At 59.9% G+C, this 12,735-nt stretch carries 11 protein-coding genes and 2 pseudogenes; 7 read left to right on the top strand and 6 right to left on the bottom strand.

Translation table 11 applies throughout. From position 1 onward, the window contains the following. Positions 1-53 precede the first annotated feature (53 nt). The 3 genes and pseudogenes from ACOKS3_RS16075 to ACOKS3_RS16065 form a co-directional block, all read left to right on the top strand. Positions 54-1,154, top strand: a pseudogene (locus tag ACOKS3_RS16075) (low temperature requirement protein A). Positions 1,155-1,382: 228 nt separating this feature from the next. After that, complete coding sequence (locus ACOKS3_RS16070) at positions 1,383-1,685, top strand: putative quinol monooxygenase (RefSeq protein WP_023047152.1); 303 nt, start codon at positions 1,383-1,385, stop codon at positions 1,683-1,685. Between the two features lie 194 nt (positions 1,686-1,879). Next, positions 1,880-2,062 (top strand): annotated as a pseudogene (locus tag ACOKS3_RS16065) (monovalent cation:proton antiporter-2 (CPA2) family protein); the annotation flags it as partial. 38 nt (positions 2,063-2,100) lie between these two features. On the opposite strand, the gene ACOKS3_RS16060 reads toward ACOKS3_RS16065, so the two are convergent. After that, positions 2,101-3,084 (bottom strand): LLM class oxidoreductase, encoded by a 984-nt coding sequence (locus tag ACOKS3_RS16060; protein ID WP_043862986.1) that lies wholly within the window; start codon positions 3,082-3,084, stop codon positions 2,101-2,103. A 481-nt stretch (positions 3,085-3,565) separates the two neighbouring features. Between ACOKS3_RS16060 and ACOKS3_RS16055 the strand changes: the two genes are divergently transcribed. Then, on the top strand, positions 3,566-3,880 hold the full coding sequence (locus tag ACOKS3_RS16055; RefSeq protein ID WP_103447576.1) for a chorismate mutase: 315 nt from the start codon (positions 3,566-3,568) through the stop codon (positions 3,878-3,880). Between the two features lie 135 nt (positions 3,881-4,015). On the opposite strand, the gene ACOKS3_RS16050 is transcribed toward ACOKS3_RS16055, so the two are convergent. From ACOKS3_RS16050 to ACOKS3_RS16035, 4 genes are all read right to left on the bottom strand, one after another. Further along, positions 4,016-4,345 (bottom strand): hypothetical protein, encoded by a 330-nt coding sequence (locus tag ACOKS3_RS16050; RefSeq protein WP_103447575.1) that lies wholly within the window; start codon positions 4,343-4,345, stop codon positions 4,016-4,018. A gap of 423 nt (positions 4,346-4,768) precedes the next feature. Then, the gene (locus ACOKS3_RS16045) at positions 4,769-6,070 is read right to left on the bottom strand and encodes an ABC transporter ATP-binding protein (RefSeq protein WP_103447574.1); all 1,302 of its coding nucleotides are present in this window, start codon (positions 6,068-6,070) and stop codon (positions 4,769-4,771) included. Between the two features lie 9 nt (positions 6,071-6,079). After that, a complete protein-coding gene (locus ACOKS3_RS16040; RefSeq protein ID WP_103447573.1) occupies positions 6,080-7,801 on the bottom strand; it encodes an ABC transporter permease in 1,722 nt (573 codons plus the stop codon). Between the two features lie 331 nt (positions 7,802-8,132). Then, positions 8,133-8,315 (bottom strand): DUF2986 domain-containing protein, encoded by a 183-nt coding sequence (locus tag ACOKS3_RS16035; RefSeq protein WP_103447572.1) that lies wholly within the window; start codon positions 8,313-8,315, stop codon positions 8,133-8,135. Positions 8,316-8,534: 219 nt separating this feature from the next. On the opposite strand from ACOKS3_RS16035, the gene ACOKS3_RS16030 reads away from it, so the two are divergent. Beyond that, on the top strand, positions 8,535-9,725 hold the full coding sequence (locus ACOKS3_RS16030) for an MFS transporter (protein ID WP_422763651.1): 1,191 nt from the start codon (positions 8,535-8,537) through the stop codon (positions 9,723-9,725). 10 nt (positions 9,726-9,735) lie between these two features. On the opposite strand, the gene ACOKS3_RS16025 is transcribed toward ACOKS3_RS16030, so the two are convergent. Next, a complete protein-coding gene (locus ACOKS3_RS16025; RefSeq protein WP_103447570.1) occupies positions 9,736-10,668 on the bottom strand; it encodes a LysR family transcriptional regulator in 933 nt (310 codons plus the stop codon). A gap of 302 nt (positions 10,669-10,970) precedes the next feature. On the opposite strand from ACOKS3_RS16025, the gene ACOKS3_RS16020 reads away from it, so the two are divergent. Together ACOKS3_RS16020 and ACOKS3_RS16015 are read left to right on the top strand one after the other, a co-directional pair. Beyond that, the gene (locus ACOKS3_RS16020) at positions 10,971-11,864 is read left to right on the top strand and encodes a LysR substrate-binding domain-containing protein (RefSeq protein WP_103447569.1); all 894 of its coding nucleotides are present in this window, start codon (positions 10,971-10,973) and stop codon (positions 11,862-11,864) included. A gap of 101 nt (positions 11,865-11,965) precedes the next feature. Next, positions 11,966-12,670, top strand: a complete 705-nt coding sequence (locus ACOKS3_RS16015; protein ID WP_103447568.1) for an SDR family oxidoreductase — start codon at positions 11,966-11,968, stop codon at positions 12,668-12,670. Positions 12,671-12,735 lie beyond the last annotated feature (65 nt).

The following is a 12,735-nucleotide window of genomic DNA, read 5'->3' as shown; positions in this document are numbered from 1 at the left end:
ACCAACGTTAGCTTCCTTTTACATTAAAGAGGTGGGCACGGAGCCGGCAACTAATGAAATCTTTGAAGTATTATGAAGAAAATCGACACGCCACATGGTTGGAGTTGTTTTTTGACCTGACTTTCGTTGTTACGATAGGCCAAGTTACGCACACTCTCGGACATGTTCATGATGGGCACTTTTAACATAAGCAATTATGGACATTCTTACTGCTTTTTGTGCCGCTGTGGTGGATCTGGTCCAGTCACACGATTTACTCCAACAGGTTCGATACAGACAGCAATCTTCACCGTTTGGCAACATTATTCATAATGCTCCTGCTCATTGTGCTATCGGCACGGATCGGGGAAGACTTGGAAGTGAACTACTCGCTCATTATTGCCTGCTATTTTGGTATACGTGCAATCATCAGTGTTATGTATATTTCATCCATTAGTAAACTCGATTCTCGCGGCGAACTTTCCTCAAGGCTTGGCTTCGCCCTATTAGTTAGCGCAGTTATTAGCCTTTCATCCGTTATTTTTGACCCGCCCTTGCGTTACCTTGTTGCTTATATTGGGATTATTCTTGATATTCTGTTTCCTGTATTTTTCTGGACTAAACTAAAACCGTTGCCAGCACACACAGAGCACTTGGTTGAGCGCATAGGCCTACTCACCCTAATCTTATTGGGGGAGTCAATTATTAGCCTTTCCGGAGGCTTATCTAACATTCAATGGGGTTATTATAATGTGATGGCAGCCATCACCGGATTTATCATGATTTGCAGTATCTGGTGGATCTATTTTGATAGTTTTTACTTGCTGAACAAACATCAAAGCAGTATGAGTGGACACGCCTTAATCTACTCGCACCTTTTTCTTTTTATGGGGCTGGCACTTCTGGCAAATTTGATTAGGCATGCGATCCTGAACGACATTGCGATACGCGATTTCCAGATTATGTCGATCACCGGCATGGCCTTGTTTTTCCTAGGTAAGCAATATGGCTATTTCATAGCCGTGAGTAGAATAAGGAAATACATCCTACAAAACACGTTGATAGTGTTTTCTTTGGGCGGGTTAGTCGTGTTTTTACCCCGCGTCGAGTACATATTGGTCGGCCTGACAGCAACCATGATCTCTTATGTTTTTCTAAATTTCAGATATCGTTGAATCATCATTATCAGACCAGAGGGTGGGACCAAGTGAGCAAGTGGCTGACTTGCGGTTACATGCTGCCCACTACGTCGTTCTCACTGCTCGTGCGCTACTCGCCGCTACCCTTGGTCTATTTGGGTTTGTAATCCTGGTATCGTCGACCATAGTTAAGAGTCTCGGATGCCCCTCTTAGCTATCGCGATCTGATAGCGCCAGCCGCATCGTAACAACAGGAGCCACATCATGGTCAAAGTAGCGTTGTTCGTTCGCCTAGAAGCAAAACCCGGGAAAGAAAAGGATGTAGAGAGCTTTCTTTTGGGTGGCCTTCCGTTAGTGGAGGAGGAGCCAGCCACTACAGCCTGGTTTGGAATCCGCTTGGGGCCGTCCACCTTTGGCATCTTTGACGCATTCCCGGATGAAGCGGGCCGGCAGGCTCATCTTTCGGGCAAGGTCGCGGCGGCGCTTATGGCAAACGCTGCCGAGCTATTTGCCGAACCGCCATCAATCGAGAAGGTTGACGTCCTTGCGGCCAAGCTACCCGGCTAAGCAAACCCAATAGGAAGCTCCAGTCAGTACTGGGAGGCCCACGATGTATTTTGTGAAAATCAGGATAGCTTGGGCCTGCTGCTGTTCCGGGCGGTGATCAATCAAAACACTTGTATTGAAGATAAATGTCATGGCTAAAGTGCCGTGTCCAGGGTTCATGCCATGCTTGCGCGCTCGGTATAAGTGAAAGGATACGCGCGCAAATCGTGTCCAGGGACGGCGTGGAAGCCGCACAGAATCTGCAAGGCAACGTGCTCATCACGGGTTTAGGCTGGGTAGGGTAGATTGTTTGCCGGGCACCGGTCGCTCATGGCGCGAAGATCTCCATCATTGATATAGAACCGGAGGTCATCCGCGCCGTGACACCTTATGGTTTCGTCAAGTGAGCATTCGTCGGCGTAGCAGTGACCGATGTTCAATGAGCTGCCTGACGCGGCTGCACTCCGAACTGCGCAACGATGTGCGTACCCAATTCCTCAATAACTTCCACCGCAGGGCGCTTGCCGTATTTGAGATTGAGAATGACGTGGTCCACGCCGATTTCCTCAAGCGACTCCAGCAAAAAACGTAGATGGTAACGTCCAAGTCTGAACCCCAAATGGATACGTGTGGGTGGCGTTGACGGATTCTCATCGAGATCGATGTACAGCGACTGAGTAAAGGGCTTATACACAGAACCACATTGTTTCGTGACCTCCAGTCGCCAATCTTCCACGACCAGCCGCTGCATGTTCGGGATGCGTGGATAGTTGATCCATCCGTTGCTCTCACGCGCGATCCAATCCAGTGACTGGCGACTGTTGCCGGTCACGAGCATTGGAATGAATTGGGTGGTCGGTTTCGGAATCAGGTCTGCGCCTTGCATTTCACCAGTGCTCCAGTGGATGGGCTCAAAACTGGTGCTGTGGGCGCGGCGAATCACTTCGTAGTGTTCTCGAAAGATCTCTCCACGCCTTTCGGGATCGACGCCAAACGCCGAAAACTCCACTGGCCGATCTCCCGAAGCAACCCCCAGAATCAAGCGACCAGTGCTCAACTGATCTACGCTGGCTGACGCCTTGGCCGTGTGCAGGGGATGGTGCAGCGGGATGGCGATGGAGGCGGTGCCAAGTGCAATCTCCGAGGTATGGGCGGCCATATAACCCAGGTAAACCCAGGGGTCGAAGACTTGGCCGACATCGCCGAAGCCAGGGTCGCGAAGCGGCACGTCGCGAAACCAGAGCGCGCAGAAGCCCAGCGCCTCGGCTTGTTTAGCCAGTGTGACCTGGTTGAGCATGCTCGGAGTGTCCCCGTCGAACGCCTCCATGGGAAAGAATAATCCAAGGCTCAAATGCCCCTGAGTGAAGGTTCGGCTGAACCCTCGATGCTGCTGGTAAGGAATAGTGCTCGGCCGATACATACGGATTGACCTCATGGCAGAACGTGAACAGCGCCCCCGTTTCCAGAGGTGCTGCGGCATCGGTCGCTTTTGAACGGCAGGTGGGGGGGCTGGGTCTGGCTTTTACCCGTTGCGCCGTACTGCTGGTCGTGTGGACCGGACTCAGGGGGCAGTTGCTGGCGATAGGCGCGGGTTGGTCCGGGTGGGTGTTAAGCGGACGGTCAAAGGAAGTCAGATCTCTCGGCTCTATACCACCAGATGGGCAAGGCGTTCGAGGAATCATTCTATAAGCGTAGGCGGTTTTGCAGCTCTCCGCCATATTCTTACAATCGAGCCGCTGGCGGGCGAAAGTCGCGTATCGAAGGCAGTTATCGGTCGTTTCCTGCCATTCCAGAACGGCCGCTATTGGCCGATAGCTGTCTTCCCCGAAGGGCAGCTATGGGTCGGAAGCAGCCATCTACGACCGGCCGCTTTCTCGGCCCATGAAAAGGAATTAAAAAAAATGGAAGTAACGTGCACCTCACTGGATGAAGTCCGGCAGCGCATCGATGTCATCGATCGAAGCCTCGTTTCATTGCTCACTCAACGCGGCAAGCTCGTGGCGCAGGCCGCGCGCTTCAAGAAAACCACCGATGACGTACGCGCGCCGGCGCGGGTCGAGCAAGTCATCGAGAAGGTGCGAGTAATGGCAGGCGAGGCGGGCGCTTCGCCTGCGGTGGTGGAGCAGGTCTACCGGGCCATGATATCGGCGTTCATCGCCGAAGAGCTGAACGTTCACGCCACGCTGACTGCCACTGATCCAGCGGGCAATGCGTGAGCATTCATCGGAGCAGCGTGCATCAGGCGGGCAGGGCGCCTCAACCTTTCACAAGGGATCGAGGCGCCTCTGGGTAATGACTACAGCGACAGCGCGGTCACCCGCGAAGACTTGGCGTTGGGTGACCGTGGTCGGTCAGTCCACCCGCACGAACACATTCTTGGCCATGTTGCTGCCGCCAATGGCTTCCAGACGCTTGCCGCCGTCCAGTACGCGCACATTGATCAGTGCCTGGCCATCCTTGTCGCGCGCGACGACCTCATCATCCTTGCGCTCCCACTCCTCGACCTTGAACTTGTTGCCGTTGGCAATGATGTAGTCCTTGGCGAACTCGACTTTCTGTTTTGGGCCCTGGATGCCCATCACCGTGGTGGTCTGTTCATAGGTGCCTTCCAGGGCATCGTTGCCGCAGCCGGCCAGTACACAGAAGGGCAATGCTGCGAGCACGAGTTTGATTTGACGCATGGGATTTCCTTATCGATTGGCTTTGATCGAACGACCAGGCGCGAGTCAGGGCGCCGGTCCTTCGGCTACCGCACGGGGTGCGGTCAACGCCGCGGGATTATACAGACCGTTTAAAAAAAATCAGATTTTGCGCCTTTCTTGTAGTCCATTCCCCAAAGATACTCTTCCCGCATATTTTCCGTTGTGGTTGCTCTGCCAAGGGCTTTAGTCTCGGCCTGTCGCTGCTCATCAGCGACACGGCTTTGACAGGCCGTAACTCTGATGTGCAGCAGTTGCACTGTTGCCCCGGACCTTGGTGCATCTGGACCGTGAGGAGGGTATTCGCACCAGCAATCGCCTGGGCACGGCTGACCCGGAGCGGTTCGATGCGTTGCTGCGTGGCAACGGCTCGCCGGTCTGAGCGCACACGCCTGAACGCCGCAATCAGTGTTCGCCGGTGATCTCCCGCGCTAGGGTCAGGCGGCGCGTATGAAAGTCGTACTCATAGAGTTCGGCATAGCGCCCCCACTCGATGGCCACCTTGAGTACGCGCTCGGCTTCCTCTGCGTCCATGTACTCCGTCAGGCGGTCGAGCACGGTCTTTTCCAGCAGGCCGGCGGGCTCCAGGTGGAGGCTGTCGAGGATGTAGCTGATCAGCGACACGCGCCCCTTGCACTGGCGCGCGAACAAGTCCTGGCGCCGTGCCTGGCGGGCCGTCACGTAGTTGCGGCCCTGGCGTGTAAGGCGGATGTCGCCCTCGATCACCTGGGCAAAGCCAAGCAGGCCGAGGGCCTCGTAGATCGGGAACAGCACCTCGTCGGGCAGCGCGGTTTCCTCGGCCAGGTGCGGCAGGTCGGCCTCGCCGTTGAAGGGCTCGCCGGCGATGAGTTCGAGCACGCTTTCCATCCGTGCGATGTCGGCGTCGGGCAGTCGGTAGCCCAGCTCCACAGCCGGTGGTGCACCGGCGGCGGCGATGGCTTCGGGGCCCTGGGTCATGAGCGCGTAAACGTCGTCGATCAGTGCGCGGACTTCCGCTGAGTCGGCATTGCGCGGGCGGGGCAGGTCGATGTGCAGTTCCGAGCGCACCCGGCCCGGGTCGCTGGAGAGGATGAGGATGCGGTCGGCCATCATCACCGTCTCCTCGATGTTGTGCGACACCACCAGAATGCTGCGGGTGGTGATGCGGCGTTCTTCCCAGAGTTCGAGCATGTCGTTGCGCAGGGTTTCGCCGGTGAGTACGTCGAGCGCCGAGAAAGCCTCGTCCATCAGCAGCACTTCGGGGTTCATCACCAGGGCGCGGGCAATGCCCACGCGCTGACGCATGCCGCCGGAAAGTTCGCGCGGCAGGGCGCCACCGAAACCGGACAGGCCGATCAGCTCCAGCGCCGTGTCGGCCAAGCGCTGGCGTTCGGCCGGGTTCATGCCCTGGGCCTCCAGGCCTAGCTCGACGTTCTGCTGCACGGTCAGCCAGGGGAACAGTGCGAACGACTGGAAGACCATGGCCACGCCGCCTACCGGGCCGTGGATCGGCTGGCCGCGGTAGGTGACGGTGCCGCGGTCGGCGCCGACCAGGCCGGCGATGATCCGCAACAGGGTCGACTTGCCCGAACCGGAGCGCCCGAGCAGGGCGACGATCTCACGCTCGCGCAGGTTCAGGTCGACGCCTTCGAGGACGGTGCGCGGGGTGCCGTCGGAAGCCTGGAAGGCCTTGCTCACGCTCTTGAGCTCGATCAGCGATGGTTTCATGGCAAGTCCTCAGCGAAGGTTTTCGGCAAGCAGGTACAGACGGCGCCAGAACACGCGGTTTACCAGCATCACGTAGATGCACATCACGCCGATCCCTAGGGCGATGCGGTGGAAATCACCAGCGTCGGTCATCTGCTTGATGTAGCTGCCCAGGCCGTTGGCAACCAGCGAGGTGTCGCCCCAGCTGACGTATTCGGCGACGATGCTGGCGTTCCACGAGCCGCCGCTGGCGGTGATGGCGCCGGTGATGAAGCTGGGGAACACCGCCGGCAGGTATACGCGTTTCCATTTCAGCCAGCCGCGCAGGCCGAGGTTGTCGGCGGCCAGGCGCAGTTCGTAGGGAATGGCCGCGGCACCTGCGACCACGTTGAACAGGATGTACCACTGGGTGCCGAAGACCATCAGCGGGCTGAGCCAGATGTTCGGGCTGAGCTGGAAGTGCACCAGCACCAGGACCACCAGCGGGAACAGCAGGTTAACCGGGAAGGCGGCAAGAAATTGCGCCAGCGCCTGGACCTTCTGCGAGTAGCGGGGCCGCAGGCCGATCCAGATCGACAGCGGCACCCACACCAGCGAGGCGAGGGCGATCAGCAGCATCACCCGGCACAGGGTGATCAGGCCCAGGCCGAGCACGTGCAGGGCCTCGCCCCAGCCGACGTCCTGGTGCACGAACAGCCCCAGACGGATGAAGGCGAAGGCGCAGACCAGCACCAGGGCCGCGTCCCAGGCGCGTGACCACCAGGCGGGCAGGCGCAGCCACTGGCGCCGCGCCACGGTGCCGTCGTGGCGTTGAGCGAACCAGCCCATGGCGCTCTGGAACCCCTTCGCCAACAACGCGCTGAAGCCGCTCAGCCAACGGCTGCGGCGCCCCCAGTCGAGCAGCCAGGAGCGCTGCGCGGTATCGCCCTGGGTGTCTTCGAAGCGGAAACGGTCGGCCCAGGCCAGCAGCGGACGGAAGAACAACTGGTCGTAGAGCACGATGCCAGTGAGCATCGCGCCGACGGCCCAGCCGATGGCGCCGAGGTTGCGTTGGTCGATGGCCACGGCGATGTAGGAGCCGATACCGGGCAGCTTGATATCCTGCCCGGCCACCGAGATGGCCTCGGCGGCAACCAGGAAGAACCAGCCGCCGGACATCGACATCATCATGTTCCACAGCAGGCCGGGCATGGCGAACGGCAGCTCCAGGCGCCAGAAGCGCTGCCAGGCCGAGAGGCGGAAGATCCGCGCGGCCTCGTTCAGTTCCGGCGGCACGGTGCGGAACGACTGGTACAGGCTCAGCGCCATGTTCCACGCCTGGGAGGTGAAGATGGCGAAGATCGCCGCGCATTCCACGCCCAGCAGGTTGCCTGGAAAGAGTGCGATGAAAGGCGCGATGGCAATGGCCTGAAAGCCCAGGATGGGCACCGACTGCAGCACGTCCAGCAGCGGGATCATGGCCTTCTCGGCGGCGCGGTACTTGGCCGCCAGCGCGGCGAAGAGGAAGGCGAACAGCAGCGAGAAGCCCAGCGCGGTGAACATCCGCAGCATGGTGCGCAGCAGGTAGTAGGGCAGGTTGGCCGGGTCGAGGGAAATCGGCAGCGCCTCGCCGACCACGAACGGACGGCTCATCTGCATGGCGCCATAGGCGGCGAGCACCAGCAATACCAGCACCAGCGGCAGCAGGATCCAGTCCCAGCGATTGGGCGCGGCGTTACGCAGGCCTGGCGACGGGGTGAACAGGCGGGCCATGATCAGGTCTCTATCGTCAGGGGCTGGGAAGGGCAGGTGTCGCGACGTGAGCCAGTATGGTTCAGTTGGCTTACAGGTCAATGGCAGTGCCCGTCGCAAGCAACAGGCCAGTGGGCGGCAAATACCTGAGAGACATTAAGATTTTTTAATCGTCACTGACGGGGAGGGACGTGACGAGGCATGTGCTCAATGCGGCATGGGGAGGGTATGTGGCTGGACCAGCAACTGCGTAGACGATCAATCCCGCCGTCATGAAAAGGAATTCACGAAAATGATTAGACTTTTCTTGATGAAATATCGCAGATGCAGCGTTGATCGAGCCTGCCGGGGCTCAGGAGATTGCCTGGGTCGCCGGTGTGTTTGAAGCAGACTGTACAACTGCCGCGTCAGCTTCAAGCTTCTGCCGGTCGGCCTTGCTAATGTACTTTGGCTTGTTGCTCTTGGGCGCCAGCTTGGCATTGGCCTTTTTCTGGTGGGCCTTGAGCAGCTGTTTGAGTTTCTTCTGGCGGTTCATTGTCTGTCTCTGAAGTGCAGCGTGGGTCGAGCATTGTACCTCGGGAGCTTCATCCTGCGGGCCCGGAACTCGACTGCGGTATCCGTGGCCGATAAAACCCGGTGAGCGTGAAGAAGTTGAAAGTATTGGTGAATTTAGTTCCATTGTCATATGAGAATTGGCCAATAATTGTCTTTAGCGGAATGAATAGACTGGGGGGCCATCAACAGGAGCCTCCTAATGTCCGCTCACGAATCAACCGTACAGGTTGCTTCCACTTCCAGAAACGCAGCAGTCAGCATCGCGATCCTGGCCTTTTCCGCCTTTCTCATCGTCACCACCGAATTTCTGATCGTCGGGCTGCTTCCCGCGCTGGCTCGGGACCTGAACATTTCGATTGCCGTTGCCGGGCAACTGGTGACGCTGTTTGCCTTCACCGTGATGGTTTTTGGTCCGCCCCTGACGGCGGCGCTGTCGCATCTGGAGCGGAAAAAACTGTTCATCGGGATCTTGCTGCTGTTCGCCGCCGCCAACGCCGTCGCTGCCGCTTCGAGTAACGTCTGGCTGCTCGCCGTGGCCCGCGTGGTGCCTGCCTTGGCCTTGCCGGTGTTCTGGGGCACGGCCAGCGACACCGCCGGGCAACTGGCCGGGCCGCAGCGGGCGGGGCAGGCTATTTCAAGGGTCTACCTCGGAATCTCGGCGGCCATGCTGCTGGGCATTCCGCTGGGTACTGTGGCGGCCAATGCGATCGGCTGGAGAGGGGCTTTCTGGCTGCTCGCCGGGCTGTCGTTGATCATGGCTGCGGCCATGTGGGTCTACATGCCGAGCGTGGCGCGCACGACCAAGGTTGATTTCCTCAAGCAGGCACGGATTTTCAAGGAGCCATGCTTCCTGGCCAATGTGCTGCTTTCGGTGCTGGTGTTCAGCGCCATGTTCATCGCCTACACCTACCTGGCCGACATCCTCGAGCGTGTCGCGGGCGTGGCTCCGGCCGATGTTGGCTGGTGGATGATGGGCTTTGGCGCGATTGGCCTGGTGGGTAACTGGATTGGCGGCAGGGCCGTGGACCATTCGCCAATCAAAGCCACCATCGGCTTTCTCGCGCTGCTTGCCCTGGGCATGGCAGCGGCCGTTCCGCTGGCTGAAGATGGCTGGCTGTTCTGTGTTGCGCTTGGGCTGTGGGGTATCGCCAATACAGCGCTTTACCCGGTCAGCCAGGTGCGGGTCATGCGTTCGGTCACCCACGCACAGGCGCTGGCGGGCACCAGCAATGTCTCGGCGGCCAATGCCGGCATTGGCACCGGCGCCATCGTCGGCGGCATGACCGTGTCGAACCTGGGCATCGGCTACCTCGGCTATGTGGCGGCCGCCGTTGCGGTGCTCGCGCTGCTCCTGGCGTTGGCCGTTCGCAACCTCGCGCCTGAGCGTTAGGGCAGGGCAGTCAGCTGCCGCCGGGCCGGCTGCCGTGGGGCGTCAGCCGTGGCAGCAAGTAGTCCAGCAGGGCGCGGACCTTGGGCTGGTTCTCACGGCTTTTCAGCCAGACCAGGTTCATGGGCAGGCCGTCCGTTGCCAGCTCAGGCAGCACTTCGACCAGTGTGCCCTGGTCGATGTGCTGCTGGGTCAGCCAGGTCGGTAGCTGGCCGATGCCATGCCCAGCGAGCACAGCGGTCACTTCGCCCTCGCCATCGCCGACGGCGATACGCGCCTGCGGCGTACGCCGCTCCATTTCTCCCGGCTGGCGGCCTTTGAAGAACCATGGGCTGACCAGGCCATCGCCGTGCCCATAGCCGACACAGTGATGCTGATCGAGGTCACGTTCGCTTTGCGGGGTGCCGTGCTGTTCAAGGTAGGCGGGTGAGGCACAGAAGATCAGGCGCTGGGCGCCAAAAAACTCGTGACCCAGGCTGGCTGGCCAGGCATCCGGGCCGCCGATGCGCACGACGATGTCGATGCCTTCATGCAGCGGGTCGATAAAGCGGTCGGTAAACGAGATGTGCGGTTGCAGCAGCGGATGCTGATGGATGAAAGCCAGGATCAGCGGTAGCACATGCAACCGGCCGTACGAGGCCGGCAGGTCTATCCGCACCCTGCCGTGAGGCTCGTCGCCCTCGGCGCTGAGCGCATGCTCTACCTGCTCCAGATCGGCCAGTACCGAGGTACAGGTGCGGTAAAAGGTGATACCTGCCTCGCTCAGCGCCAGGGTGCGGGTGGTGCGGTTGAACAGCCGCACCCCAAGGCGTTCCTCGAGGCGCGCCACACTCTTGCTCACTGCAGATCCTGTGAGGTTCAGCCGTTCGGCTGCGGCAGTGAAGCTGCCCAGGTCAGCGACGGCGACGAACACGTCGAGACCCTTCAGCCGTTCAGATGAAAACATTCGTTTCTCCCTTTGAGCGGCATTGGAACAGGAATTGCTCGCAATGCTGAAAAGCGACCAGACAGGGGATACGCCAATGCTCGTGGAGGACCACTACTTCATGTTCCTCGTTGTGGCGATCGTGCTAGCCGTGGATGTGGTGGCGGTCACCCTGTATTGGCGCAGCAAACCCTGAACCCAGCCACGGGGGCAGAATACCCCTAGTCGGGGCTTTTGCGATGGATCATCGACTGGCACTGCTTCCAAACCCGAGGTGATGGCGGTAGCCTCGGGAGACCTTGGCCGATAGAAAATCCATTCCCATGCCTGCTGGTTTCCCCGGGTTGCCGTCACTCAATGCGCTGCGTGTGTTCGAAGTGGTGGCGCGTCAGTTGAACTTCCGCCTTGCCGCCGAGGAGCTTGGCGTGACCCAGGCGGCGGTCGCCCAGCAGGTGCGTGGGCTGGAGGCCAGCCTGCAGGTGCGCCTGTTCGAGCGCCTGCCACGGGGTGTTGGCCTGACCGATGCCGGGCATGGCTATGCGACGAGCATCCGCAGCGCCCTGGGGATGATCGACGAGGCGACCCGGCTGCTGCGCCCGGCGCCGTCGCAGCTCACCGTCAGCGTGACGCCTACCTTTGCCTCGAAGTGGCTGATTCCACGGCTTGGGCACTTCGCCGAGACCCACCCTGACATCGATCTGCGCCTGCTGGCCACCGACCGGCTCTCGCATTTCCATACCGATGGCGTCGACATCGCCGTGCGCTACGGTCAGCCACCGTTCGGGGGCGGGCTGAACGTCGAGCTGCTGATGGAGCAACGGATCGTCGCCGTGGCGAGCCCGGCGTTGTTGGCTGAAATGGGCAAACCAGAGAGCTTTGCGGCCTTGCAACGTTATGTCGCCCTGCACGACGGGCACAACTTCTGGCCGCACTTCACGGCGGCCTTCTTCCCTGATCATCCGAAGCCGACGGCGAAGAGTGTGCGTTTCAACCAGACATCGCTGGCCATCGACGCCGCCATTGGCGGGCAGGGCATTACCCTCGCCAGCTATGCCTTCGTCAAGAACGACATCGCTGCCGGCAGGCTTGAGCAGGTCTTTGCACAGCAACTGACGCTGGACAAGGCGTTCTACTTGGTATGGCCGCGCAAGGCGCAGGAGACAGAAGCACTTAGCCTTGTCAGAGGGTGGCTCAATAGCCAGGTAGGCGATAGTTAATCTACTGGATAGGCAGGCTTTGCTTGACTCCCTCGATCAGCTGCCGGCTGCTAGTGTGATGAAACCTGCAACAGCGCAGTTCCATTACCTAAGGAGGCAGTATGTCTGTAGAAAAAGTGGCAATCATAACGGCCGGTGGCAGCGGCATGGGCGCTGCTGCGGCACGTCGGCTGGCCGCTGACGGTTTCAAGGTCGCCATCCTGTCCTCTTCAGGCAAGGGCGAGGTGCTTGCCGCCGAACTGGGCGGCATCGGCGTCACCGGTAGCAACCAGTCGGTCGAGGACCTGCAGCGCCTGGTGGATGCCGTGATCGAGCAATGGGGCCGCATCGACGTGCTGGTCAACAGCGCCGGCCACGGCCCGCGCGCGCCGATCCTGGAGATCAGCGACGAAGATTGGCACAAGGGCATGGACACCTACCTGCTCAATGTCATTCGACCGACACGGCTGGTGACGCCTTACATGCAAAAGCAAAAGGGTGGAGTGATCATCAATATCTCCACCGCCTGGGCGTTCGAGCCGGTTGACTTGTTCCCTACATCGGCCGTATTCCGCTCGGGCCTGGCGGCCTTTACCAAGATCTTCGCCGACCAGTTCGCCGGTGACAACGTGCGCATGAACAATGTGCTCCCGGGCTGGATCGACAGCCTGCCGGCCACCGAGCAACGCCGCGACAGCGTACCGCTCAAGCGCTATGGCACGAGCGAGGAGATCGCCGCCACCATCGCCTTCCTGGCCAGCGACGGTGCTGGTTACATCACTGGGCAAAACATCAAGGTCGATGGTGGCGTGACGCGTAGCGTCTGAGCAGGTTCCTTGGGGGAGGCCAGCAGGTGATCGGCACACCGTTTTCAGCGCCTTCCGACCTACAC

The sequence above is a fragment of the Pseudomonas sp. HS6-2 genome (assembly GCF_049325675.2).
Lineage (GTDB): Bacteria > Pseudomonadota > Gammaproteobacteria > Pseudomonadales > Pseudomonadaceae > Aquipseudomonas > Aquipseudomonas putida_N.
Note: the sequence above shows the minus strand (reverse complement) of the source record. Positions and strands in the feature narration are given on the sequence as shown.

Coding starts and splice junctions, on each gene's coding strand:
- ACOKS3_RS16070 (WP_023047152.1), top strand. CDS start 1,383: ATGGTCAAAGTAGCGTTGTTCGTTCGCCTAGAAGCAAAACCCGGGAAA.
- ACOKS3_RS16060 (WP_043862986.1), bottom strand. CDS start 3,084: ATGTATCGGCCGAGCACTATTCCTTACCAGCAGCATCGAGGGTTCAGC.
- ACOKS3_RS16055 (WP_103447576.1), top strand. CDS start 3,566: ATGGAAGTAACGTGCACCTCACTGGATGAAGTCCGGCAGCGCATCGAT.
- ACOKS3_RS16050 (WP_103447575.1), bottom strand. CDS start 4,345: ATGCGTCAAATCAAACTCGTGCTCGCAGCATTGCCCTTCTGTGTACTG.
- ACOKS3_RS16045 (WP_103447574.1), bottom strand. CDS start 6,070: ATGAAACCATCGCTGATCGAGCTCAAGAGCGTGAGCAAGGCCTTCCAG.
- ACOKS3_RS16040 (WP_103447573.1), bottom strand. CDS start 7,801: ATGGCCCGCCTGTTCACCCCGTCGCCAGGCCTGCGTAACGCCGCGCCC.
- ACOKS3_RS16035 (WP_103447572.1), bottom strand. CDS start 8,315: ATGAACCGCCAGAAGAAACTCAAACAGCTGCTCAAGGCCCACCAGAAA.
- ACOKS3_RS16030 (WP_422763651.1), top strand. CDS start 8,535: ATGTCCGCTCACGAATCAACCGTACAGGTTGCTTCCACTTCCAGAAAC.
- ACOKS3_RS16025 (WP_103447570.1), bottom strand. CDS start 10,668: ATGTTTTCATCTGAACGGCTGAAGGGTCTCGACGTGTTCGTCGCCGTC.
- ACOKS3_RS16020 (WP_103447569.1), top strand. CDS start 10,971: ATGCCTGCTGGTTTCCCCGGGTTGCCGTCACTCAATGCGCTGCGTGTG.
- ACOKS3_RS16015 (WP_103447568.1), top strand. CDS start 11,966: ATGTCTGTAGAAAAAGTGGCAATCATAACGGCCGGTGGCAGCGGCATG.